At 38.6% G+C, this 25,506-nt stretch carries 19 protein-coding genes; 13 read left to right on the forward strand and 6 right to left on the reverse strand.

The genetic code is table 11. From position 1 onward, the window contains the following. The first annotated feature begins 88 nt into the window (after positions 1 to 88). The 4 genes from WA249_RS12925 to WA249_RS12940 all read left to right on the forward strand — a co-directional run bounded on the left by WA249_RS12925 (position 89) and on the right by WA249_RS12940 (position 6,428). Positions 89 to 2,128 carry a hypothetical protein gene (locus WA249_RS12925; RefSeq protein ID WP_336169247.1) on the forward strand — a complete coding sequence of 680 codons (2,040 nt, stop codon included), beginning with the start codon at positions 89 to 91 and terminating at the stop codon, positions 2,126 to 2,128. 15 nt (positions 2,129 to 2,143) lie between these two features. Beyond that, a complete protein-coding gene (locus WA249_RS12930) occupies positions 2,144 to 2,869 on the forward strand; it encodes a DUF6160 family protein (protein ID WP_336169249.1) in 726 nt (241 codons plus the stop codon). A gap of 32 nt (positions 2,870 to 2,901) precedes the next feature. Further along, positions 2,902 to 5,313, forward strand: coding sequence for a DUF6160 family protein (locus WA249_RS12935; RefSeq protein WP_336169251.1), 2,412 nt, complete (start codon positions 2,902 to 2,904; stop codon positions 5,311 to 5,313). Positions 5,314 to 5,474: 161 nt separating this feature from the next. Further along, complete coding sequence (locus WA249_RS12940; protein WP_336169252.1) at positions 5,475 to 6,428, forward strand: DUF6160 family protein; 954 nt, start codon at positions 5,475 to 5,477, stop codon at positions 6,426 to 6,428. 77 nt (positions 6,429 to 6,505) lie between these two features. Here the strand turns inward: WA249_RS12940 and WA249_RS12945 are convergent, their stop codons facing one another. Further along, positions 6,506 to 7,450 carry a tRNA dihydrouridine synthase gene (locus WA249_RS12945; RefSeq protein WP_336169254.1) on the reverse strand — a complete coding sequence of 315 codons (945 nt, stop codon included), beginning with the start codon at positions 7,448 to 7,450 and terminating at the stop codon, positions 6,506 to 6,508. Positions 7,451 to 7,534: 84 nt separating this feature from the next. Further along, on the reverse strand, positions 7,535 to 8,344 hold the full coding sequence (locus WA249_RS12950; RefSeq protein ID WP_336169255.1) for a cytochrome C assembly family protein: 810 nt from the start codon (positions 8,342 to 8,344) through the stop codon (positions 7,535 to 7,537). Positions 8,345 to 8,484: 140 nt separating this feature from the next. Between WA249_RS12950 and ffh the strand changes: the two genes are divergently transcribed. Then, a complete protein-coding gene (ffh, locus tag WA249_RS12955; protein WP_004794257.1) occupies positions 8,485 to 9,900 on the forward strand; it encodes a signal recognition particle protein in 1,416 nt (471 codons plus the stop codon). Between the two features lie 49 nt (positions 9,901 to 9,949). Here the strand turns inward: ffh and WA249_RS12960 are convergent, their stop codons facing one another. Together WA249_RS12960 and WA249_RS12965 are read right to left on the reverse strand one after the other, a co-directional pair. Next, positions 9,950 to 10,684, reverse strand: a complete 735-nt coding sequence (locus tag WA249_RS12960; protein WP_336169256.1) for a pantothenate kinase — start codon at positions 10,682 to 10,684, stop codon at positions 9,950 to 9,952. 14 nt (positions 10,685 to 10,698) lie between these two features. Next, positions 10,699 to 11,451, reverse strand: coding sequence for a biotin--[acetyl-CoA-carboxylase] ligase (locus tag WA249_RS12965; RefSeq protein WP_151822262.1), 753 nt, complete (start codon positions 11,449 to 11,451; stop codon positions 10,699 to 10,701). A 30-nt stretch (positions 11,452 to 11,481) separates the two neighbouring features. On the opposite strand from WA249_RS12965, the gene WA249_RS12970 reads away from it, so the two are divergent. The 7 genes from WA249_RS12970 to WA249_RS13000 all read left to right on the forward strand — a co-directional run bounded on the left by WA249_RS12970 (position 11,482) and on the right by WA249_RS13000 (position 22,071). After that, positions 11,482 to 12,285 (forward strand): sulfite exporter TauE/SafE family protein, encoded by an 804-nt coding sequence (locus WA249_RS12970; protein ID WP_336169259.1) that lies wholly within the window; start codon positions 11,482 to 11,484, stop codon positions 12,283 to 12,285. A gap of 256 nt (positions 12,286 to 12,541) precedes the next feature. Next, complete coding sequence (locus WA249_RS12975; RefSeq protein WP_016139097.1) at positions 12,542 to 13,237, forward strand: GntR family transcriptional regulator; 696 nt, start codon at positions 12,542 to 12,544, stop codon at positions 13,235 to 13,237. Between the two features lie 10 nt (positions 13,238 to 13,247). Then, positions 13,248 to 16,697 (forward strand): chromosome segregation protein SMC, encoded by a 3,450-nt coding sequence (smc, locus tag WA249_RS12980; protein WP_336169261.1) that lies wholly within the window; start codon positions 13,248 to 13,250, stop codon positions 16,695 to 16,697. A 1-nt stretch (position 16,698) separates the two neighbouring features. Beyond that, entirely contained in the window at positions 16,699 to 17,742 is a 1,044-nt protein-coding gene (locus WA249_RS12985) for a cell division protein ZipA C-terminal FtsZ-binding domain-containing protein (RefSeq protein WP_336169263.1), read from the forward strand. A gap of 94 nt (positions 17,743 to 17,836) precedes the next feature. Further along, positions 17,837 to 19,876 carry an NAD-dependent DNA ligase LigA gene (ligA, locus tag WA249_RS12990; RefSeq protein ID WP_336169265.1) on the forward strand — a complete coding sequence of 680 codons (2,040 nt, stop codon included), beginning with the start codon at positions 17,837 to 17,839 and terminating at the stop codon, positions 19,874 to 19,876. A 252-nt stretch (positions 19,877 to 20,128) separates the two neighbouring features. After that, positions 20,129 to 20,593 carry a heteropolymeric bacterioferritin subunit Ftn gene (ftn, locus tag WA249_RS12995; protein WP_001214863.1) on the forward strand — a complete coding sequence of 155 codons (465 nt, stop codon included), beginning with the start codon at positions 20,129 to 20,131 and terminating at the stop codon, positions 20,591 to 20,593. 287 nt (positions 20,594 to 20,880) lie between these two features. Then, complete coding sequence (locus WA249_RS13000; RefSeq protein WP_336169351.1) at positions 20,881 to 22,071, forward strand: MFS transporter; 1,191 nt, start codon at positions 20,881 to 20,883, stop codon at positions 22,069 to 22,071. A 68-nt stretch (positions 22,072 to 22,139) separates the two neighbouring features. Here the strand turns inward: WA249_RS13000 and WA249_RS13005 are convergent, their stop codons facing one another. Both WA249_RS13005 and otsB read right to left on the reverse strand, forming a co-directional pair. Next, positions 22,140 to 23,573 carry an alpha,alpha-trehalose-phosphate synthase (UDP-forming) gene (locus WA249_RS13005; protein WP_336169267.1) on the reverse strand — a complete coding sequence of 478 codons (1,434 nt, stop codon included), beginning with the start codon at positions 23,571 to 23,573 and terminating at the stop codon, positions 22,140 to 22,142. Beyond that, a complete protein-coding gene (gene otsB, locus WA249_RS13010) occupies positions 23,561 to 24,412 on the reverse strand; it encodes a trehalose-phosphatase (RefSeq protein WP_336169269.1) in 852 nt (283 codons plus the stop codon). Before otsB ends, WA249_RS13005 begins: the two co-directional genes overlap by 13 nt. Positions 24,413 to 24,769: 357 nt before the next feature. Between otsB and WA249_RS13015 the strand changes: the two genes are divergently transcribed. Further along, entirely contained in the window at positions 24,770 to 25,501 is a 732-nt protein-coding gene (locus tag WA249_RS13015; RefSeq protein ID WP_336169271.1) for a hydrolase, read from the forward strand. Positions 25,502 to 25,506: the final 5 nt, after the last annotated feature.

A 25,506-nucleotide genomic window follows, 5' to 3' on the forward strand; every position in this document is an offset into this window, starting at 1 on the left:
GGTGAAAAGGATAGATTCACCTGACATCAAGGATTGTTAAAGAAAAATAAATATGGTGCGCGGCATCGTATAAAACAGGAAGGTCAAGATGACTACACTTAATTATACGGTAAGGTTTCAAAAAACCGTTTTGGCAAGTTTAATCGGGCTTTGTATAAGCCAAGCTAGTTTCGCACTCGAAGAACTTTCTGATGCGGGCTTAAGCGAAACTACAGGTGAAGGTATTGCTATCTTGCCACAGAATGCTTATATGGTATTTCGGGGTGCAGGTGCTAATGAAACTTCAAGTCAGATATTAAGCGATCGTACGAAAGATACAGGTTATATCAATTATGTACCTGTTGGTCCTTTAAGTATGACAGCTGCAGATACCAATAAAAATGGCTCGATTGATTCGGGTGACCGCGCGGTTGGTAAAGCAGATATTTTTCTTTATGGTTTAGCGCTTTCCAAATCTGATAATGATACAAATACCCGTATTGCTTCTACTGATGCGACCGCTGCAATCTCAAGTTGGGGTACTGCCGTTAACCCGTGGATCTTTAAAGTCGCGACAGAAAATTCAGTACCGAACTTTAGTGCGACCAATTGTAGTGGTGCGACTGATCCAACTTGCCAAGTAACTTATTTAGCTTTGGAAGCACCTTTATATGAGGTCGGAACGAAGGATTCTGCAGGTATAGATGCTTATAAACTGAAATTAGGTTTGTGGTCAGATATTTTTGTCCGGAATCCAAATAAAATAGATGGTGCAGCAGATCAATTTAATTATGGCGACTCAAATGGCTTAATTGGTACGAGTACCGATGCAAGCCGTGCAAACCGTCTTCGTTTACAAGGGGTTTGGAATAACTTTAGCTTAAATGGCAGTCGTTTACAGCTTTTCCAAACATTAGGGGGCGCAACATCAGCTGGTGGAATGAGTCCTTTTTATAATAATACTTTGGGTTTAGCAGGAGTTATTCGTTTAAACAGCGGCGATGCATCTAATTTAAGAGCAACAATTACTTCAAATACACCAACGTCTTCGGTAGGTCCGTGGGTAAATCGCTATAGCACTCAATATACGGGTGCGCCAAGTAATAACTCTCCAAGCTCGGATTGGTTATATCGGATTCGTAGTCAAACTACGACCGTTACTTCAACAGGTTCATGGACCGCGCCAACTGATACCGCTATGAATAACGTATTACGTTTGAGTACTAGAGAAACGAGTGATACCGGAAATCTGCTCACACCTGCAATTAATGGTGGGCTTGCGCCAACTTTTGATGCGAGTGAAGGTTTGTATCTCTATAACCCAAACATTAACCTTGTTTTGGGTTCTTTATATCAACCACTGGTATTAAGCTCAGATGGTAAAAACTTTAGTTTAGAACTTGCTCGTATTCCGAATAAACCAGAAATCTATAAGAAAATTTATACAGACTATAGTGGTGCTGATACGAGTTATTTAGGTTCTACTTGTAATATTTATCAATGTGGTACGAATGTAACGTTAGGTGGTAAAACTTACCAAGGCTCTAGTGCAACGCATAGCAGTATTTCAATTGGTTCAACTGTTTATAATTCTTCGAACAATACTTTAGAGGCATTTAAAGGGAATAGTACACAAGATGCAGTTGGTATTTCATTTGGTAAATTACCTACAGGCACTGTGGCGGCTATAACGCAAACTAATAACTTCTACCAATTGCAAAATCAGGAGCGTCGAGCAGGTAGTTATAGTTGTGGATTTTTGAACTTAAGTACTTGTTATGATACGTGGCAGTACCGTACAGCAACGGGCTGGACTGGAAATGCAGGCTCAGGTTTGAAATTTGACTCTCAAAGTGCTAACTGGGCGAATGTGGATAGCACTGCCTATTATAATCCCACTGTAAATAATACAGGATATACCTTAACTGATGCAGGAAATGGGGCTCAGTTTGCTGTGCCAAATGGCACACCTCTACCAGATGCAGCTTATAACAATGGACGTTGGTCTACCACTACTCCAAATGCGGACTTAAACACTTATAAGTTATCGGGTGCACAGATCAGTTCTGCGATTACCAATAATATGGGTTCAGCTGTCATTGATGGTGTATTAATCCAACATTTGAAACTCACCACTAAAGGCTTATAAGAGGAGGATAATGATATGAAAAAATTTAGTACTTTAATCCTTGCTCTTTGTGCAACGGTTACTCATGCGGAGCTACAAACTTTAGATAATGAAGCACTGCAGGCGATTAATGGACAGGCAGGTGCTGATTTATCTTTAATGCTCAATTTAAACCAGACGAGTAACGGTATATTTGATAATGGTAGTGGCGGTGTCTGTGAAAGTGTAGAGTTCTGTCATTTAGGCTTGGCGATTAATAAACGGTTTGTGCAAGCTGATGCGACTAAACCAAGCGGTTGGGCTGAGAATAGCGATAGTGGTAATAAGCTTTGGTTAGTTTTTAAAGGTATACAAGGCACATTAAATATTCAGAAAATGGGGCTTGATGGTGCCGATTTAAAATATTTAGATAAAAGTAATACTGAGATCATTAAGCCTGCTATCCAACTTAGTTTTAGCTCAGCTCAACCGATTTTATTCCGTAATTTTGGTTTCAATGCTTTATCGATTGAACAAGATAACTTCACAAGCTCAACAACAACGCAAGGTTCAAGCGCAAATATGTATGATTATGCATATTTCAAAAAACCGACATATGCTGCGACTGCTAATAGTGGGAACCAGCAAGTTGCAACTGCAACTCCATCGGCTTATGACTATGGACGTGAAACTGGTTTTATGGGCTTGATGATGAACGGAAACTTGGCTATTCAAGGAAAAGTCATGGTCTTTAGTTGTGATGGTAGCCATCCTCGCTGTTAAGGGTTAATGTAGATTTCAAAGGAACTGAAGTGATGAAAAAAAATAAAGAAAATCACAGCTCAAAGTTTATTTTAAATACATTAGCAACCAGCATGTTGTTAGTGAGTGGACAAATTTATGCTTTAGAAGCTTTAACAGATGCTGATTTGAGTGCCGTTAATGGACAAGATGGAATCTCTATTCAAACTACGTTTAACGAAATCAATATTGATAATGCTTATTGGGATGACCATGCAGGCACTCCAACAAGTGCTGATCAGGTCTTAAGAGCTCAAGCAAGTGGTGTAAAAGTCCAAAAAAGTAATGCATCTAATCAACCCTTAAGTACAAATTACCGTTTAGATGTGGGGAGTAATACAACCACAGGTAAAGCAGGCATAGATTTTTCTATGCAGAGTAATCCTTCTCTTATTACTGTAAATAGCTTTAAAGTTTGTAATAGTTCAGCTACATGTTCGCCAACTTTAGGGCAATTAGCGATTCAAACGACTTCTCCTTTAAATTTGGCAATCACTACCCAAGATGGTTTATTCAACTCTAATAGTCAGTCAAGCATGACGCTTGGTATTAATAATGCCAATATTTATCTGGGGCAATTGGATGCTCGTAGTCAGTTAAACCAGTTAATTTTAAGAAACTTTAACTTTAATTTTGTTGGTAAAGGAGTGATGTTTGTAGATCCGACCCGTGGTGTCGTTTTACAGACAAATACAGGCGCAAACATTGCTAGTGTAGGGCAAACTCCAAACAGTACCTATGGTTATGTGGATTTTAACCGTGTAGCCGATTCAGCTTCTGGTTTAACTGCAGGTACATATGTTGATAGTAATGGCAAAGTAACCAATTCAGGCCTGAATATTGAGGTGATGCTTAGTTCTAATGTTGATAAAACTAATCCTTATGCTTTAGACGCAAATAATAGTCCACAGAATTCTAAAGGTCTGATTCGTTTAGGCGCTAGCGGACGAATGGTAAATAGTTACCTTCAACTCCGTGGATTAGACGGTACGGCGGATACAACAACTTTAGGCACTGCGAATACAGCTTCAGGTACAAGTTCAAGTAATAGTATTTTAGGTAATTCTGGTCTTGCGTTTCGTATGAAAGGTGAATTCACCAAAGATAATGATTCGATGCTAGGCTCAGATGGTAAAGCGACCACTTTAGAAATTGGTGGGGCAGGTCTTAATGCTTATGGTTTCGAATTTGGTAACTTAACAGGACTTAATTCTGCTACACGTGGTTATTTCGATAGTGGGAATATTTATCTAAATCTTGCAGATACAAAAACTTTATTAATGCCAACCAACGCAACCTTAAATGCAATTCGTTTAGGTAGCGGTACCTTAACAACGGTTGCTGACTATCAGCATAATATTCACCGTGATACGGTTATTAATCCATTCAGCTTAATTCTTGCAATGCGTGGAGCAGAGTTTCAGGCATTTTCAAGACGCGGTCGTTTTACGACAAGTGCTAATGTTGCTGCTGCCAATCAGTTTGCAGACAATGGTGCAAATAACCAGTGGGGCTTAGCATTACCTTTTTATAACTTAAATGCTAATGCTGCTGTTTATGGTTTAGATGCCCCTGCAAATAGTGCTTATTACTATACAAAAGATGCTAATGGTAAACCTGTTCAGAATGTTGTTGCGACATCTGGAACAACTTCACGTTTAGGTTTTGGTATTGCAGCTGGAACTACGGGGCGTGATGCGACTGGAACGAAAACAACCTCTGTATTATTGATCGATGGTTCTCCAAATGCCAATAATGCGGGTAACCCGACTGATTATTATATGGGGTTACGTAACATTGATATGTTCGTCAAAGGCAATGGAAGCATTGGTTTAGAAAATGGCAGTCTTAATATTAGTTTAAAAGAGATGCTACTTGCTTTATCAACTGAAATTGCAGCAGGGTATTTACCTGGGGCAAAATATAAAACTTGTCCAGCCACAGGTTCATGTACCTCACCAATTGATAACTTTGCCAGAAATAATGATGTCTTATTTGGTCTAAAACTGCGTTTAGGCGGAGATCTTAACTTATCGATCGTGCCAAACAGTTCAATTGCAGATGGTAGTGCTCTAACTGTACTCGGCGATTTCATGATGCCTGCCACAGCAACTGGAAATACGGTTCAAATTAGTGATCCGATCGATGGTTCTGCAATTGGCTTTGATAATATTACTGGAAAGCTTGCGTTTAATACCGCTTTAGTTGTGGGTAAAGACAGTGCAAGTGGTTTAGGTAAAGTCGGCGTAAATACAGCGGTCTATTTTAATCCAGATAAGAGTATTGACGGTGCATTACGTGTTAAAGATATTAACTTCTATCCGCCATCAACTGGTGCAGGTGCACGTTTAGGTGAGCTTGCAATTACTGGCGGTCGCTTAAATAGTAGTTTTAGTATTGTGCCTAGAAATGGCGCTTTTAACTAATTAATAAAAGTGACGATAATCGTCACTTTTTTATATAAAATTTATTTTAGTGTGATTGGATTTGCATTCGTCGGGTTATAGGGATAATTGCTTTGTAGTTGAATATTATTCTGATAGTCTGAATAAATAATAAGCGTTTGTCTCTTAAGGATTAGAGCGACATGAAGAATAAAAAAATAGGGTGCTGGCTGTTACTTGCCAGTAGTTCAAGTGTTTTTGCAATGCAGCCTTTAGATGACCAAAGTCTTGCGGCAACAACGGGTCAAAATGGTTTAACTTTAGGTATTCAGGCCGATAAAGTTCAATTTAATCAAATCGCTGTGATTGATACAAATGGTATTGCTTCAACTTCGTATAATAGTAAGGCTGGCTTTGTCATTGCAGGAAATTCTACTAATCCGGTTCCTGGCATAGAGTTTATTAAAGCTACAGTATCGAGTAATCCTTCTTTTAATATTGCAATGGATACAGATGCAGGTGGTGGAAATCCCTTTTTAAATTTAGCGGTATCGATGGGGAGTGATGTAAACGGTATTCGACTTTTACCATTTTCAGTCTATATGGCGCCTAGTACATCTTTATCTAGTCCATCCGATTATGCATTAACAAGTTATGCACCAAAATCAATTTTTAGTTCGGGAACGACAGTGAATACGGGTGTAAAAGAACTGATCCGTTCTACTGGCAATTTAGATATTAACTTTGTACAAACCAATAAACCTCGTTTAAATATTCAGCTTGGCCATGCTGCTCAATCCGTTATGGTTAAATTTGGAGGGGCAATTCAATCTATTTGTTCTGCTGCTGCGGGTTGTCCAATTACTTTAGTGTCCGATAATACGGGTGCTACATTTGGATTTAAATTTGCGGGCACAAATACCTCAACAGGTTTTGTACTTGATGGTTTCTATGCAGGTGTTGATCCAACTGGATTAACTTTTGGGAATACAGGCGTATCTAGTAAATTTGATGCTTCACTTAACAATGTCACTTTAGGAAATATGGGTACCCAAAATACAACAACGTTTAATAATTTACCGAATGGCTCAATGGGGAGTTTTGGTGTTACAGGTGTTTCTGTAACTGACTTAAAAATGAAAGTAAGTGGCTTTTAGAAAAAATAATAACTTAACCTGAAATACGAAGGAGGGCGGTTGTAAAAACAATCGCCCTTTTTTTTGACTATATTGCGTTAAATGTTTTCTGATCTGGTGTGTTCTAACTGTTGAACAATTTCATCCAAAGCTTTAATCCGTTTAACTTGGTCCCATAAGTTTTTAGCTTGTGGATAGGCTTTGGTCATCATGCCTAACCATTGCTTATAACGACCAACCATACCAATTTCTGTCTTTGCTTGACCGTTTAAAAAGCGAATTTGTAAATCAACCAGTTGTTCCCAACTGAATAACGCTTCATCCATGTTTTGGCGAATGCATTGGGTTAAATCTGGAGTCGTTACCGCACCACGGCCAATCATTAAGTCTTCACAACCAGATTGTTGCTGACAAGCTCTAGCATCAGCATTGGTCCAGATTTCACCATTCGCAATGACATTAATTTTTAAAGCTTCTTTAATAGGCAGAATCTTTTCCCAATAGGCCGGTGGCGTGTAACCGTCTGCTTTAGTGCGTGCATGAACCGTTAACCAACTTGCACCAGCGTCTTCAACAGCGTGGGCATTTTCCATGGTGTGATTTTCATCGAGATAACCTAAGCGCATTTTTGCTGAAACAGGAATATGAGCAGGTACCGCATCTCTGACTGCTTTAATGAGCATATGTACAACATCAGGCTCATCAAGAAGAACAGAGCCACCTCGGTGTCGGTTTACAGTTTTCGCAGGACAGCCGAAATTAAGGTCGATTGCAGGAGCACCTAGTTCAACCACTTTTGCAGCATTTGCTGCCAGCATATCTGGGTTGTTACCTAAGAACTGGACATGAACAGGTGTACCAGCTACGGTTTTACCTTCATTTTTCAATTCTGGACAAAAACTATAGTAAATATGGTCTGGCAAAATGCTGTCTGTAACACGAATAAATTCGGTCACACACCAGTCGAAATGACCAACAGATGTGAGTGTATCCCGCATGATCGGGTCAGTTAAACCTTCCATTGGAGCGAGTATGAGTTTCACAGTCTGTGTCACCTGAGCAAAAAGAAAACAGCGTTATACGGGATATGTATAACGCTGTCTAGTATCGAAGAACTTTTAATTTATTTAACGACCCAAGATCATTTCAAGCACAAATTTACTACCAATAAAGCCAATGGCTAAAAGCACAAAGCCGATTAAGGTAAAACGAATCGCTTTTTGACCTCGCCATCCGAGTTTGTAATGGCCGATCAAGAGTGAGCCATAAATAATCCATGAAATAATACTAAAGACAGTTTTATGAGCGAGATGCTGTGCAAAGAAGCTATCGATCGTCAAGAAACCAAAAGTGAGTGCAATCGTTAATAAAATGAACCCAGTAATGATCAGGTCAAATAACAAAGATTCCATTGCCTGAATTGGCGGAAGTAAATTGACCCAAAAGCGTTTTTTTTGTTTCTTTTTGAGTTCACGATTTTGGAACCATAGCAAAATAGCGTGAATAGTTGCCATCAGCAAAACTGCATAGGCAGAAAGTGAAAGAATAATATGAGTATCTAAGCCTAAAGAATGCTGCTCAATAAATTGATCTGGCCGGCTGAATGCAAAACCTAAAATTAGACCAATAGCTGCTACAGGAATGCCTAACAAGTTTAACGGTACAATGGGACGGAAAATACTAAAAATTAAACTTAACAACAGCATAAGCCACGATGTAAACGATACTAAGTTAAAAACATCGTAGTTAATTCCGGCTGGTGTCAGCATGGCATGACATAAAACTGTGCCGTGCAACAGAAGTGCCAAAGTTGCAATAAAAGCAAATAACCATGGGTTTGGTTCACGTTTTGACATTAAACGAATAAACAGATACCAGAAAGAAGTGGTATATGCGATGAGTGCCAAAATTGTGTAAACCAAGGGGAGGCTAATCATGTCAAACCTTTTTCAGGATTAATTCATCTATATAAGATATAAATTCGCTGCGAACTAAAGTATCCTATAGCATTCTATGCATAAATTTTCTATTTCGAGAAAGATTTTTTTGCAACTAGCCATTTTAAGCGGATTTTGCAATGTTTGATACCTTAACAGAACGACTCACACAGAGTTTAAGAAATGTTACTGGCTCAGGGCAGCTGACCGAAGACAATATTAAAGATACCTTACGTGAAGTACGTATGGCACTTCTTGAAGCCGATGTCGCGTTACCTGTAACTCGTGAATTTATCGCGAAAGTTAAGGAAGAGGCATTGGGCCAAGAAGTGATGACTCAGTTATCACCAGGCCAGGCATTTGTAAAAATTGTCTATGACGAACTCACCAAGATGATGGGTGAGGCGAATGAAACACTTGATTTAAGTGCTAAGCCTCCCGTTGTTGTATTACTTGCTGGTTTACAAGGTGCGGGTAAAACGACAACTGCCGCTAAGTTGGCACGTTTCTTAAAAGAACGTCAAAAGAAAAAAGTAATGACGGTTTCTGCCGACGTTTACCGTCCAGCAGCAATTAAACAGTTAGAAACTGTGTCAGCAGAAGTTGGTGCAGGTTTTATTGCATCAGATGCTTCTGAAAAGCCAATTGATATCGTTAATCGTGCAATTGAACAAGCAAAAATCCAATTTGCTGATGTGTTAATTGTCGATACCGCAGGTCGTTTACATGTCGATGAAGACATGATGGACGAAATTAAAGAATTACATGCTGCCGTTAAGCCAACTGAAACCTTGTTTGTGGTTGATGCCATGACAGGTCAGGATGCTGCAAATACAGCTAAAGCCTTTAATGATGCATTGGCACTTACAGGCGTGATTCTTACTAAAACTGATGGTGATGCACGTGGTGGTGCTGCGCTTTCTGTACGTGCAATTACGGGTAAGCCAATCAAGTTCTTGGGTATGGGTGAGAAGCTTGATGCTTTAGAACCATTCCATCCAGATCGTGTTGCTCAACGTATTTTAGGCATGGGTGACGTACTTTCTTTAGTCGAAGAAGTTGAACGTAAAATCGACAAAGAAAAAGCTGAAAAAATGGCTAAAAAATTGCAAAAAGGAGGCAGCTTCAACTTTGAAGATATGCTGATGCAATTTGAGCAAATGAAAAGTATGGGCGGCATGATGGGCTTCTTAGATAAGTTGCCTGGCATGAGCGGTGCAGGAATTCAGCAAGCGATTGAGCAAGCGAATCCTGAAAAACAGGTCAAGAAAATGGAAGCTATTATCCAGTCGATGACCGTTAAAGAACGCCGTAATCCAGACTTAATGAACCCAAGCCGTAAAAAACGTATTGCAGCTGGTTGTGGTATGGATGTTGCTGAAGTGAATAAACTCATTAAGCAACAAGCACAAATGGCTAAAATGATGAAGAAGTTTGCGAATCCATCTGGTATGAGCAAAATGATGCGTTCATTAGGCAATATGCAAAAACAATTTGGCGGCGGCGGTGGTGGTGGAATGGGACCACTGTTTGGCAACAACGACCAAAAGAAATAAACTTATAAAATAAAAGGCGCATATAGCGCCTTTTATTTTGTTCTGTGTTTTAGTCTTTAGGATAATGAGCAATATATTGTTGTAGTCCTTTGAGCAAAAGATCAGTTTCTACGACTGGATCATATTTTTTCAAGAACTTAGCAAAAACCAGTGCATCTCCACCTGTAAGGAGCAACTTTTTAGGAGATTGCTGCATGATGCTTTCAATCGTACTAATAAGGCCTAACAAAATACCGTGATGCACTGCATCGACTGTGTTATTGCCTGGGTTTAAATTATCAAAAGCTGAGTCTGGAATTTTAATACCTTTAGTATTTTGAATGAGTGCATCGCGCTGTAAATAAAGATTTGGCAGAATATAACCGCCTAAATGCTGTTTACCTTGCGTTAAATCAATCGTTAAGGCTGTTCCACATCCAATAATGCAATAATTTTCATCTGTTTGAGCCACAGCGAGTACTTGTAGCCAACGGTCAATTCCGAGCTGACTTGGAACTTCATAGCCGCACTTTAACTCAGCATATTCAGCATGAACTTTGGCAAAAACAACAGGAATTTCTAGCCATTTTAAAATCTGCTGAATACGTTGGTTGTTCTCGGTATCGAGTACTGAGGAAATCCCAATGCGATGCAGACCTTGATGTTTAAAGTGTTGAATTAAACCCAGTAATAAATCGGCAGGGGACTGTAAATGTAGCTCAGCTGCATGTTCAATAATTTGCTGATTTTCAGTAATCCAATATTTTAAACGGGTGTTCCCGATATCAAGCCATAAACTTTTCATGGAAGAATACCTGTTTATTGATTCACTTGTGGTCTTAAACGACCTTGATAAAACTGCTGAGGTTCCGGAGTTTCAAGAATTACTGCACCTTCATTGGAAATTCCAACGAAACGACCATGTACCAATCCCTGACTATGTTCGAACTGCACCAACTGATTAAGCCATGCGGCGTGGTGGTTAAAACGTCCAGCCAAATTGTAGCAACCATGATCAAACCAGCGAGCTGCATTTTGAATTGCAACATAAAGCTCTGAAATGAGTTCAAGACGACTCATTTGTTCTAGGCCTAAATCCTCTAGAGATGTAATCGGTTGATCACTATCAGTCACTGGTGGTGTTTTTAAATTAATACCTACGCCCACAATAGCCTGATGTTGGGAAAGCGGTTCGACCAGAATTCCACCCCATTTGCCCTGAGCACTATACAAATCATTTGGCCATTTCACTTGCAAATTCAGAGCTTGTAACTGCGGAATTTGCAGAATATTTAGAGCAACTTCAAGTGCTAAGCGACCATCTAAGGGTGTTCGAGTTTGCACCAATGTGCTTAAATAAATGTTTCCTTCAGGTGAAATCCATTGCCGTTGATGTTGACCTCGCCCTTGAGTTTGTTGAGCACTACAAACCAAGCCCGTTGTAATGCCTTTTTGGGCAATTTCACGAATATCATCATTGGTCGAAGTTGTGGTTGCTTTTAATAAAACCACTTCTGGAAGCTGGTTTTTTGCGCTTAAAAGTTGTTGTAGTTGGCGAGTCTCTAAATCCATGTTGAATATGAGCAGAGTGGTAAAACATTTATGGAGTTAATCATATATTTACTCATTGGCGCAATTGCTGGTTTTACTGCCGGATTGTTTGGAGTTGGTGGTGGACTAATTATTGTACCAATCCTCTATGTGGTTTTTACCCAGTTGCACTATGACCCCGCGGTAATCATGCATATTGCAGTCGGAACATCGCTTGCAACCATTATCGTAACGTCCTTTAGTTCAGTTTCTGCCCATCATAAAAAGGGTGCGGTTCTTTGGCCTGTTTTTCGTAACTTGGCACCTGGGCTGATTATTGGCTCATTTTTAGGAGCAGGTATTGCCGATTTGATGTCTGGTCAGCATTTACAGCTCCTTATTGGTGTTTTTGCGGTTGTGATGGCCTATCGCATGTTTAAAGGGGCAAATGTGGTTGTTGACCCAACACGTCAGCTTCCTTCAACACCTATGCAATTTATGGCGGGTGGTGGCATTGGTGTTGCCTCTGCAATTTTTGGTATTGGGGGCGGTAGCTTAACTGTTCCGTATTTAAACCGTCATGGTGTTGTCATGCAAAAAGCAGTCGCGACTTCTGCCGCTTGTGGTTTACCCATTGCTGTTGCGGGTGCAATTGGCTTTATGTGGTTTGGTGCAAAAGAACATATCTCTGTACCTAACACGATTGGTTATGTGCACATCTATGCGTTTATTGGCATTAGTGTCATGAGTTTTGTTACAGCAAAGTTTGGCGCAAAAGTTGCTCATGCATTGTCACCACAAATGTTAAAAAAATGCTTTGCCTGTTTGTTGGTTGTGGTGGGTAGTTACTTTATTTATAAAGGGATTATGCATTAAATAATAAAATATTCATCTTGCTAGAATTATGATTTAAGAGCTTGAGTTTTTAGAAATTCGAGCTTTTTTTATTCAATAAAAGAAGAACATTCGGGGCTTTTATTCATCAGATTTTGGTGTTGTTTTTAAATGGGTTGGCTTAAAATGCAATAAAATTGTCAGACAATGACATAGTTTTTAATCGGTACGATCAGTTAAAAACAAGGATGCGAAAGAAAAGCATGGATTAATGCATATAAAAAGTAGCGGGTGATTTATGAATCTCGAAGAGACAGAAAGTCTTTCTGAGCAAATTGTCAAATATATTAGCGAACAGATCATTAGTGGTGAGCTGGTTGAAGGCGAGCGTATTCAAGAATTACGTATTGCCAAAGAGCTTGATGTGAGCCGAGGGTCAGTTCGTGAAGCATTGTTATTATTAGAGCGTACTCATTTAATTGAGATATTTCCACGCCGCGGGGCAATCGTTTCAGAAATGTCTGCACAGCAGGTTAAAGCACTGTTTGACACAAATATGATGTTATTGGGACATATTGTTCAACGCATCAGTGAAACATGGCGAGCACATGAAGCAGATCAATTGCAGCTCTTATTAGAACAATTATTTGAGCATGTAAAAGCAGGTGATATCGAAAAATTTTATGATGGTGTTTTTCAATATCTCGCTGAACAGCAAGATATGGTGGGTAACCCTTACCTAATGAAGTTTTATAAAGAGTTACTACCTTCACTACGTCGCAGTTATTTTTTGACCTTAAATACCTCTAAGCGGGAACTACAAGAAGCATTTGAATTATTTAAACTCGTGACTGATGCAATTTTGATCCGAAAATCACAACAAGCCGCTTTATTTATGGAAGATTTTTGTCGACACTTACGTAACCTTGTGTTGGAATCGCTGACACGAATGAAACAGATTGAATTGGCCTGGGCAAGACGCTCACGCCGCTAGTTAGGGCATTATGCGTTTAAGCAGTTTAAAACTTTCCGGCTTTAAATCTTTTGCAGATAGTACAACTTTAAATTTCAAGGCTAACCGCACAGCAGTGGTTGGTCCAAATGGTTGTGGCAAGTCAAATGTAATTGATGCCATTCGTTGGGTGATGGGTGAATCAAATGCTCGTCAGCTACGTGGTGGTAGCATGCAAGATGTTATTTTTACAGGAACCTCCAAGCGTAAGCCAGTGGGTGTGGCGAGTGTTGAGCTATATTTTGATAATACCTATGGCAAATTGGGCGGGTCTTATAATGCCTATAATGAGCTCGCCGTTCGTCGTCAGGTCACCCGTGAAGGTAAATCCGAATATTTCTTAAATGGCACACGTTGTCGCCGCCGTGATATTACCGATATTTTCTTAGGAACAGGGTTAGGGCCGCGTTCATATGCGGTGATTGAACAAGGCATGATTAACCGTTTGGTTGATGCCAAACCTGAAGAAATGCGTATCTTTATTGAAGAGGCAGCAGGTGTTTCACGCTACCAAGCTCGTCGACGCGAAACGTTGCAACATCTTGAACACACTGAGCAAAACCTTTCACGTTTAGAAGATATTGCTCTCGAATTAAAATCACAGCTGAAGACGCTTAAACGTCAATCAGAAGCAGCTGTTCAATATAAAACTCTGGAAAGCCAGATTCGTACCCTGAAAATTGAAATTCTGTCTTTTCAGGCAGATAAAAGCGTACGCTTACAAGAAGAATATACAGTTCAAATGAATGAACTGGGTGAAACTTTTAAATTGGTTCGCTCAGAGTTAAGTACGATTGAACATGATTTAGAAGCAACCAGTGCTTTATTTCAGCGACTTATTCAGCAATCTTCACCACTACAACAAGAGTGGCAACAAGCTGAGAAAAAACTATCTGAACTGAAAATGACTCTGGAACAAAAACAGAGTTTATACCAGCAAAATAGTATGACTCTCGTTCAGTTAGAACAGCAAAAATTCCAAACTAAAGAACGTTTAAAGCTTTCTGAATTGCAACTTGAAACACTCAATAATCAGCTAGATGAACAAACAGAATCATTAACTGGAATTGAGCATACTGCAACGGAAGCTGAACAAAACTTTGCTGATTTACAATCTCAGCAAAAACAAGCACAGCAACAATTTGAACAAGTAAAAGCTCAGGTTGAAAAACAACAGCAGCAAAAAATGCAGATGTCTGCTCAAATTGAGCAGTTAGGCAAAAATGTTCAACGCATTGAACAGCAAAGAGAAACGTTGCACCATCAAGCAAGTCAGATTCAATCGCATGTTCATGAAGATGAACAGGGCGAATTTGAGCAACAGCAACAACAGCTTTGTCGTGAAATCTCGACGTTAGAGGCTGAAATTGAGCAGTATGTGCAACAGATTGAACAGTCTCAACAAGCGCATCAGACAACAAAAAATCAGCAACAAACGCTAAAAACAGAAATACAGGTTTTATTATCAGAGCAAAAAAATCTAAGCCAGCTTGTTGCTAAGCAAAGCCCAAAGCAACATCAAAATGCACTACGTTTAATGCAGGCTTTACAGTTAACTGAGCAAGGCAAACCACATGCGCAGATTGTTGAAAAGTTTTTAGCGAAATGGTTACAAGCTCATATTCTTGAGACCGAACAAACTTTTCAAGAAGGCGTTGCTCGCCAGTTAAAACCTTCAGAGCAAACAAGTCAATTTAAAGGTAATTTAACCTGTCTAAATGACTGGATTGCTTCGCCACAGCTATCAATCTTTTCGAATGTAGCGATTGCACAAGATTTGACTGCTGCTTTAAATGAGCAAAAGCAACTACAACATGGTCAGTCTATTTTGACTTTAGATGGTTATCATGTCGGGCAGGATTGGGTGATTGCTCTTATGTATGATGACGAAAGTCAAAGTGCACAAGGTATGCTGAGCCATCGCATTCGTCTAGATGAAATTGAACAAGCTCTTGAAAAGCAGCAACCTGAGTTACAAGCATTAGATCAAATTTTAGTTCAGCAAAAACATGAGTTGGGGCAGTTGCAGTCTGATTTGCAGCAGAAACAGCAAGTTGTTAAACAAAAACAAAAAGACTTACAACAGCTTGATGTGCAAATTGCTAAACAGCAAACCGCAGCACAAGCATTTTTACTGCAAAAACAGCAATTGAAAGATCAGTTAGCTCAGTTAGACATGCAGCTTGAAGAAGATGCAATGCAAAAAGATGATCTGGAAATTGATTTGCATGCTCTAGCAATCAAACTTGAAACCATTTTACCTGATTATAAAACTTTGCAATTTCGGGTAGAAGAGTTAACAGAGCAGCTAGAAGAACAGCAACAAGCTTTGCAACATCAGCAACAAGAACGTGAAATTTTATGCCGTAATAGCACGCAAACAACCCAACAGATCGAATTACTTGAAAAAGATATTTCGTTCTTGCAGAGTCAATATCAGCAAATTAATGCTCAAATGGAACAAGCGAAAAAATTTGTTGACCCTATTCAATTAGAGTTACCAAATCTTGAGTCAGAATTTCAGCAACAATTTGCCAAAACTGAAAAGTTGCAAAAGAACTGGAATGAATGGCAGCTTGAACTTAATAGTGTGCAGGAAAAACAACAAACCCTGACAGATCAGCGTCATCAATATCAACAAAAAGATGAACAGCTCAGAGAACAACTTGAAGAGAAGCGTTTGGCATGGCAAGCAGCTAAGTCAGATCGTGAACATTACCAAGAACAGCTTAAAGAGCTAAATGCCGAAATCCAAAAAGGCTTACAAATCGATTTAACCGAGCACCAGCAAAAACTGGAAAAAGTACAGAAACAGTTTGAAAAAATCGGTGCGGTTAACTTGGCGGCTTCACAAGAGTTTGAAGAGGTTTCTCAGCGTTTTGATGAGTTGAGTCACCAGATCCAAGATTTGGAAAATACGGTAACTCAACTAAAAGATGCGATGAAAAGCATTGACCAGGAAACCCGTAAGTTGTTTATGACAACCTTTGATCAGATTAATCAAGAGTTGCAAAATCTGTTTCCAAAGGTCTTTAATGGTGGTGAAGCGAGTTTAAGTCTTGAAGATGACTGGCAATCTGGTGTTAAACTGATGGCAAGACCACCGGGTAAGAAAAATAGTTCTCTAGCATTACTTTCCGGTGGAGAAAAGGCTTTAACAGCGTTAGCATTAGTATTTGCGATTTTTAGATTAAATCCGGCACCGTTCTGTGTGTTAGATGAAGTGGACGCACCACTTGATGATGCGAATGTTCAGAGATATTGTAATTTGGTAAAAGAGCTTTCTGAACATGTACAATTCATTTACATTACACATAATAAGCTGGCAATGACCATGGCAACTGATTTGTTGGGTGTGACCATGCCTGAACCGGGTACATCAAAATTAGTCACTGTCGATTTAGAACAGGCAAAAGAATACGGGTTAGTTTCGGAGTCATAGAATGGAAATCAATACGATTATTGGCATCGTTGTCGCCATTGTTATTATGCTAATTGGCTTAAAAATGATTTTAAAAAAGTCAAACCATGCCGAACCTTCATTAGATAGTGATTTGCATATTAATCCTGATAGTAATCAACCAGTTATACCTAGACATGTGCGAGATCAGCTTGAGCAAGTTGAAGCCGAGCGTGTATCTGCGACTAGCGCAGAGCGAGTAGAGCCGACGTTAAATGAATCTACATCGGTACAAGTCAGTGAAACAAAACAAACAGAAACTCTGGCTGTAGAACCCGCTAAATCAATTTCAGGCGAACCAACTCAACTAGTTGTTGAAAACTCTTCAGATAAAATTAAATCTAAAGAAACTCTAAAAAGTTCTACCATTAACACGGATAGTTCAGTTGAGTTAGTTAATACCGTTTCTGTTAAATCAGAAGCTGAAGCTTTATCAGAAGAAAACTTAAAATCTGAAAGCGAAAAAACTGAGCCTGAGTTGAGTTTAAACCCAAATATTGAAACTACCGAAATTGCTGAATTTGAAGGCGAGAGTAATATTCTGGATGTACATTTGCATGAGCAGCAACGTTATGATGATGAAAGTGCATTAGCGGTCGCTGAACAGATCATTGCATTAAATGTCTTTCCGAATCCGCGTCGCGCGTTGTCTGGCGATAAAGCACTTAAAGTATTATTAAAATACGGTTTACGTTATGGCGAAATGTCATGTTTCCATCGATATGAAAATACGGATGAACCGAGCGTACTCATGTTTTCAGTACTGCGTATGACAGACAATGGACCAGCTGGGTTTGATCTTGAAACCTTATCTAGTGAACAAGTTCAAGGGTTAGCATTTTTCCTTGCGCTTCCAAACAGTAAAGCTGTGACTGGTTTTGACATGATGGCAAGTATTGCAGGTTTAATTGCTCGTGAAATTGATGGCAAAGTTTATGATGAAAATAATCTTGAATTTACACCACAGTTAAAAGAGCACTGGCGTCATCATGTGATTGATTATCGTCCGGCACATGCGACTGCCTAGTTTTAATTTTTTACGTTCGTTGCGATAATTGCAACATATCTAGTCGCAGCTCAGGGTGGAGAAATTTCCACCCTTTTTTATGGTGAATAACATAATGGCAACAACTTCCGTGATCGAACAGATGCGTCAGCTTATTCAACTGATTGCAAAGCATAACCATGCCTATTATGTAATGGATCAGCCGACAATCTCGGACAGTGAATACGATCATTTATTTCACCAGTTAAAAGCTTTAGAAGAGCAATATCCTGATCAGGTTCAACCAGACTCTCCAACAACAAAAGTAGGCGGCCAAGCACTCTCTAAATTTCAAAGCGTGACTCATGTCGTTCCGATGCTTTCTTTGGGGAATGTTTTTAATCAGGAAGACTTGTTTGCATTTGCTCGCCGTGTAGAAGAGCGTTTGCCTAACCAAAAAGTACAATATGAAGTAGAACTAAAACTTGATGGTCTTGCGATTTCGCTTTGGTATGAAAACGGTGTGTTAACACGTGGCGTTACACGTGGTGACGGCGAAACCGGAGAAGACATTACTCAAAACGTCAAAACGATTCGCAACTTGCCTAAAGTGTTGCATTCAGATCACTTTGAAATTCCACGTTTGCTTGAAGTACGTGGTGAAGTACTCATGCCAAAGTCTGGCTTTGAGAAACTTAATGCTGATCAGGAAGCAAAAGGTGATAAAACGTTTGCCAACCCGCGTAATGCCGCAGCAGGTAGTTTAAGACAGCTCGACCCGAATATTGCTGCTAGTAGACCTTTAGCGTTTTATGCGTATGGTATTGCCCAGTGCGAACCAAATCATAGCCTAACGACCATGCACGACAGCCTACAATGGCTCACACAACTTGGATTTGAAATTGCTGAGCGTCAATATCTATGTAATTCAATTCAAGAAGTACAGCAGCGCTATGAGCAAATTCAAAAAGAACGTCCAGATCTACAAGTTGAAATTGATGGAATGGTCGTAAAGGTTGATGACTTAAAACAGCAGCAGCAACTTGGTTTCTTAAGTCGTGAGCCGCGTTGGGCAACGGCCTATAAATTCCCTGCACAAGCTGCATTAACTACAGTTGATCAGATTGATTGGCAAGTAGGGCGTACAGGGACTTTAACGCCTGTAGCACGTTTAAACCCCGTATTTGTAGGGGGAGTAACAGTTTCCAATGTAACTTTACACAACATTGGTGAAATCCATCGTCTTGATGTGCGTGTTGGCGATACAGTTAGTGTGTATCGTACGGGAGATGTTATTCCTAAAGTAGAAAAAGTTTGGCCAGAATTCCGTTCACCTGACGCTGAAATTGTACATTTACCTGAAAGCTGTCCTGTTTGTGCCTCACCCGTTGTAATGCCTGAAGGGGAAGCTTTAGCACGTTGTTCTGGTGGTCTTTATTGTGCTGCTCAGCGAATTGAAGCCATTCGTCATTTCGTGTCACGTAAGGCGCTTGATATTGAAGGTTTAGGCGATCGTTGGGTAGAGTCTTTATTACATCTCGATTTGCTTAAAGATGTTGCCGACATTTACCATTTGCATGAGCACCGAGAAACTTTACTCGGTATTGAGAAAATGGGCGAGAAGTCGGTACAAAATCTGATTGATGCCATTGAGGCCAGTAAGAAGACAACGCTTGCACGTTTTATTTATGCTTTAGGAATACGTGGGGTAGGTGAAACTACTGCCAGAATGTTAGCCAATACTTTCCAAACTTTAGAAGCGCTTAAAGCTGCTGATGTTGAAGCTTTAAAGAAAACCCCAGATGTCGGTGATATTACTGCAGAATGGATTGCTGACTTTTTCTTGGCGCCACATAACATTGAAGTGCTTGATCGCTTAATTGCAGCAGGGATTCATTGGGATGCACCAACAGCTCCAACGCGTCAGCCATTAAATGGCGAAAGTTGGGTGTTAACAGGCACATTAGAGCAAATGACTCGTGATCAAGCGACTCAAATGCTACAAGCATTAGGTGCACGTGTAAGTGGTAGCGTGTCGAGCAAAACTAAATGTGTTGTTGCGGGTGAAAAGGCTGGTTCGAAACTAGAAAAAGCAGCAAAACTCGGTATTGTTGTTATGAATGAGACTGATTTCTTATCACTTATGGCAAGCTATGGGCAGACCTTAAGCGAATAACCCTACCGAAATAAGAACCATTGATTTTAGTTACAAATTTATAAATTGATGGTTTTAGTTATATTTTAACGCTTGTTTGAACTTATAAATCAGACAAGCGTTTCTTTTTGCAGAGAAAATTTAATTAACTTAAACTGCAAATGCGTATGTTTCTCATTTTAATTTTATAAAAATCATAAACTTAACTATTTTTTACTTTGCAATCATTTTTAAGATTGCCCATAATAGTTTTCATACGATAGGAGATTTATTATGCGTGGCAATCCAGAAGTCATAGACTATTTAAATATGCTCATTGGCGGAGAATTGGCTGCCCGTGATCAATATCTAATCCATTCTCGTATGTATGAAGATTGGGGCTTAAATAAAATTTATGAACGTATTGATCATGAGATGCAAGAAGAAGCTTCTCATGCTGATGCGATCATACGCCGTGTATTGTTCTTAGGTGCTAAACCAAACATGCATCGTGAAGACATCAATGTTGGTACAGACGTTGTATCTTGTTTAAAAGCTGATTTGGCGCTTGAATATCATGTTCGTGAAAAGTTAGCGACAGGTATCAAACTTTGTGAAGAGAAAGGCGATTACATTAGCCGTGATATGTTGCGTCAACAATTATCAGATACCGAAGAAGACCATACATACTGGTTAGAAAAGCAATTACGTTTAATTGAATTGATTGGTTTACAAAACTATATTCAATCTCAAATTTAATAAAATGACCCAGCAAATGCTGGGTTTTTTATTGTCTGATTTTTAGTTTTAATAAAATAGATAGGAAAACATTTTTCTCAAATTGAACATATTCAAAGCCTTACTATATAAGGCTTTGGTAGTTACAAAAAAGTCAGAAAAATTGTATCACACCCCTGTTTTTTTTATGGAATTGGATATAATTTCGCCAACAAAACCCTTGCCTAGAAATCTAATGAGGCAAGGGTTTTTCTATGGAAAATCGGTTGGTATGGATCGCCAATGATTTTATGGTGAGTTCGCGAAATATGTTATTTACCAAACCTGCTGTTTTAGATACAGCTACTCTCTTAAGTACACAGCGTCTTGCAACACGACTCAGCTTTTTTAGCTTAGGTTTTGCGACCGCCGCTTGGGCACCTCTCATTCCTTTTGCACAGCAACGCCTAAACCTCAATCATGCCGATTTTGGTTTGCTTTTGCTTTGTATGGGGATTGGCTCAATGATTGCGATGCCTGCAACTGGTGCTTTAGTCAAGCGCTGGGGATGTCGTCCATTAATTGGGTTGGCATTGATGCTGTTAATGGTGTTATTACCAAGCCTCACGATGTGGAGCAGTATCGTGATGATGGCTGTAGCATTATTTGTATTTGGGTCGGCAGCGGGCTGCCTTGGAGTGGCTATAAATTTACAAGCAGTGGTTGTCGAAAAGCATAGCTTGCGAGCGCTCATGTCTAGTTTTCATGGAATGTGCAGCCTTGGTGGCTTAACAGGCGCTATGCTTGTGACTGCATTATTGGCAGTAGGTCTTTCGCCATTAATGAGTACTTTATCAGTTGTCATGATTCTGCTTGTCATTGGTGCAGTTGCTATTCCTCCTTGTTTAACGTCTTATGAACAAGATGAAAAGCCACATCAAGAAACTGAGATACCTAAAAAATTCTATCGACCTAACGGTATTATTTTACTTATTGGCATGATGTGTTTTATTGCCTTTTTATCAGAAGGTGCGGCAATGGATTGGGGTGGTATTTATTTAACAAGTAAGTATCAGCTTAATCCAGCCTTTGCTGGTCTTGCTTATACCTTTTTTGCTCTGAGCATGACGACTGGACGTTTTACGGGCCATATCTTGCTAAAGCAATGGGGTGAAAAAAATGTTGTAACTTATAGTGCCATTGGTGCAGCAATTGGTATGGCTGTTATTGTGACCGCACCCGTATGGCAAGTGGTTGTATTAGGCTATGCACTTTTAGGATTAGGCTGTTCCAATATTGTGCCCGTTATGTTTTCTCGCGTAGGTCGACAAAACGATATGCCTAAAGCAGCGGCACTTTCTTTAGTATCAACGATTGCCTATACAGGTTCCTTAAGTGGGCCAGCTTTAATTGGTTTAATTGGTGAATGGACTGGTTTAAGTACAGTTTTAACAGGTGTGGCTGTATTGCTATTTATTATTGCTTTACTTAATCGCTTTACACTCGCAAAGGCGAATTAATTTATAAATAATAGAAACAATCTAAAGAACATCGAGAATTTAATTTCTCGATGTTCTTTTATTTAGATTTATAAAACCTGATAGATAGACTGATAATTATCTTGTAATAAGCGCTGAGGTTTCATCAGTAAAGTTGGTGTTTTTTCCAAATCATCTAAAAAATCGTTTCTCCAATGAGTAAGATCAGATGCTGATAAACCCTCTATCAATTGTTGATAACGATTAATACGCTCAGCTTTAGACATTTCTAAAGCCATTTTTAAAGTATCTATCATTGCCACTCTATCTTGCGGGTCGACAATTAAGGCTTGAGACATCTGCTCAGCAGCACCTGCATATTTAGATAAAATAAGCACACCCGGATTTTCTGGATCTTGGGCTGCAATATACTCTTTAGCGACTAGGTTCATCCCATCGCGTAGTGAACTGATCCAGCAAATATCTGAATGACGATAAATATGCATGAGATTGTGATGTTGAACCGTGTCATAACAGCAATCTACAGGTCTCCAATCTTCATGTGCAAACTCTTCATTAATCAGTTCCAATTTGGTTTTAAAACGTTCATATAAGCGTTGATAAGCTGCAATATCCGTACGTGATGGCGTTGCAACTTGCAAATGCCGAACTAAACCATGATATTCGGGATTAGTTTCTAAAAAGGTTGCAAATGCATTAAAACGTTCAAGTAAACCTTTTGAATAATCAATTCGGTCAACTCCAATGATTGTTTTTTGACGAGGTATTTCTTCAAAATTAAACACACAAGGGCTTGATAAATCTTGTTGTGCTTGTTTTTGAATAATTTCTGGTTGAACGCCAATTGGGTAAGATTTAATAAGTATTTGACGTTTTTTGTAGCTAATACTATCGCGGCGAATTTTCTGAGCTTCAAGTAAATTTAAACATGTTTGTATACATGCATTTTGATCAATCTGGGTTTGTAAACCAATGACATCATATTGGCTTAAGTCTTGAATTAATTCGCGGGCCACGGGAATTTTGCGCCAGATATTTAGGCTAGCAAAAGGAATATGTAAGAAGAAACCAATTTTATTTTGCATGCCTAATTCACGACAGTAGCGAGCAACACTAAAAAAATGATAATCGTGTACCCAGATCATATCTTCAGGCTGAGCAAGCTGTTTTAATTTTTCAGCGAATAAGCGATTGACCTTTTGATAGGTATTATATTCTTGCGCATCATATTCAATCAGATCTTCTCGAGCATGCATTGCTGGCCAGAGAACTTTGTTGGCAAAACCACAGTAATATTGAGCGTATTGTTGATGAGTAAGAGGGCAGGTAATGTAGTCAATTCCTTCAGAATAGGCTTGTTCGAATTCTGGTGCTTCGCTATCGGTAATTTGCTGACCATTCCAGCCTAACCAAATACCATTGCTATCATTCAATGCATCTTGTACAGCTACAGCAAGACCACCTGCCGAAGCTTTACCTGAAGGCATACTTATTCGATTCGATAATACGATTAATTTAGACATATTTTTTCTCCATTCTGATTTTGACTATTTTTGACATATAATTTTTTTATTCTGTCTTGAAATAAAAAAAGAAAATTAGCGACGGTATCTATATCTTTTAATCTATATTGAGCTTGTGTTTCACCAGAACCTACTTTAATTGAAGTTCCAAATTTCTGATTAATACAAATAAAACCAGACTCATCTGTTAAATCATCTCCTATAAAAATAGGGTGAGCTGAAGATATATTAAGGTGATTTAATATGGTTTGAATTGCGTTACCTTTATTAGCTTGGTTTGGAATTAACTCGACAACAAATTTTCCATTATTTATTTTTAATTGGGGATAATTAGGAATAATTTGATGCATAATATTAATAGCATGAGTTTCTAATTCAGGATTTTTTCGATAATGTAAAGCAATAGAATATCCTTTATCCTCAACTAATAATTCAGGATATTTCTCACAAGATTTCATAATATCTTGTTTTAAATTTTTAAAATTAATCGAACTTAAATCTGGTCGAATATAATGATCTGAACCAAAATAAATATCTAAACCATGCAAGCCAGCAACAGGAATCTCAATAGGCTGTAATAGCTTGTAAGCTGTATCTACATCTCGACCTGTTACAGCAATAACGGGTATATTTAATTTAATAATTTTTTTTATAATTTCTAATGTAGTGTTTGGAATAAAACTTTGCTCAGGATCAATTTGAAATGGTGCTAACGTCCCATCAATATCCAAAAATAAGCAATAATTTTTATCTAAAGATAAAGTATTTATAATATCGTCTGGTGTAACAAAATATGTATTCTTTTCTCTCCCATCAGATATTGTATTCTGACTGTTCATATTAGCCTTCCCAATATTTTTTTGTTCAATAATTAATCTTCTAACATTAAAATGAATTGATGAGTCATTTCTTTTAATAAAAAAACATAAGTATTAACATTAATTACATTGCATAATGGATTTATAGGCGAAGTGTGGATTATGTTGTTTTTTGAGTGGCTTCAATGTTTAGATAATTAATTTTTTGTATGTTTCCTATTAATAATACAGGTCTTATTTATCAATATATTTCAGAATATTAAATAAGTGTAAATACTTTATTTTAAACTTTGGGATTTGTTTTTTATGTTGATTTTAAAAGATATTTTAAATTGATATTAATATATAATCTTTATAAAACTAGCTCTGGGCAAGCATATGAAGTTACAAAATAAACTTTTATTGATTACAGGCTGGGGTGTAGGAATTGAACCTCTGCAATCATTAAAATTACATTTGCAACAGAAGGGTTGTGATGTACAACTTATTAATATATTTGATGTTTTAACTGGTAGTTTCCAGAAACAGCTTGATTTAGTGGCTGAGGTTGATGTTGTAATGGGCTGGTCCTTAGGAGGTCAGTTAGCGACTCACTTAGTTGATTCTTTTTATAACAGCACTGGTCTAACTAAAACTTTAATTACGCTTGCTTCTAATCCATGTTTTGTTGCCAATAACACGTGGCAAACTGCAATGCCTGCTGATGTGTTCAGTCAATTTAAGGCTTCTTTTTTGCAAAACCAACAAGCAACTTTAAAACGCTTTTATTATTTAATTACTCAAGGTTCAGCACAAGCTAAAAAAGATTGGCTAAACATGCAAAATATATCAAACCCGCCTCCTTATGAGGTGTTATTACAAGGTTTAGAAATGTTAGAGCATTTAAACTTGGTAGATAACTTAAAAAATTACTCTGGTCCACAGCTTCATTTATTCGCAGAGCTAGATGGCGTCATTACTTGCAAGATTATTGAAAATTTTAAAGATATAGCGACAAAAAACATGAGTTATAAGCTATTAAAAGATGCTACTCATGCTTTTCCTTACCTACAGGTCGAAAGAACAATTGAAGAAATCTGCCAATTTTTAACAATTCATCAGCAAAGTTAATAAGC

This window comes from Acinetobacter sp. 161(2023) (assembly GCF_037027805.1).
In the GTDB taxonomy this organism is placed as follows: domain Bacteria; phylum Pseudomonadota; class Gammaproteobacteria; order Pseudomonadales; family Moraxellaceae; genus Acinetobacter.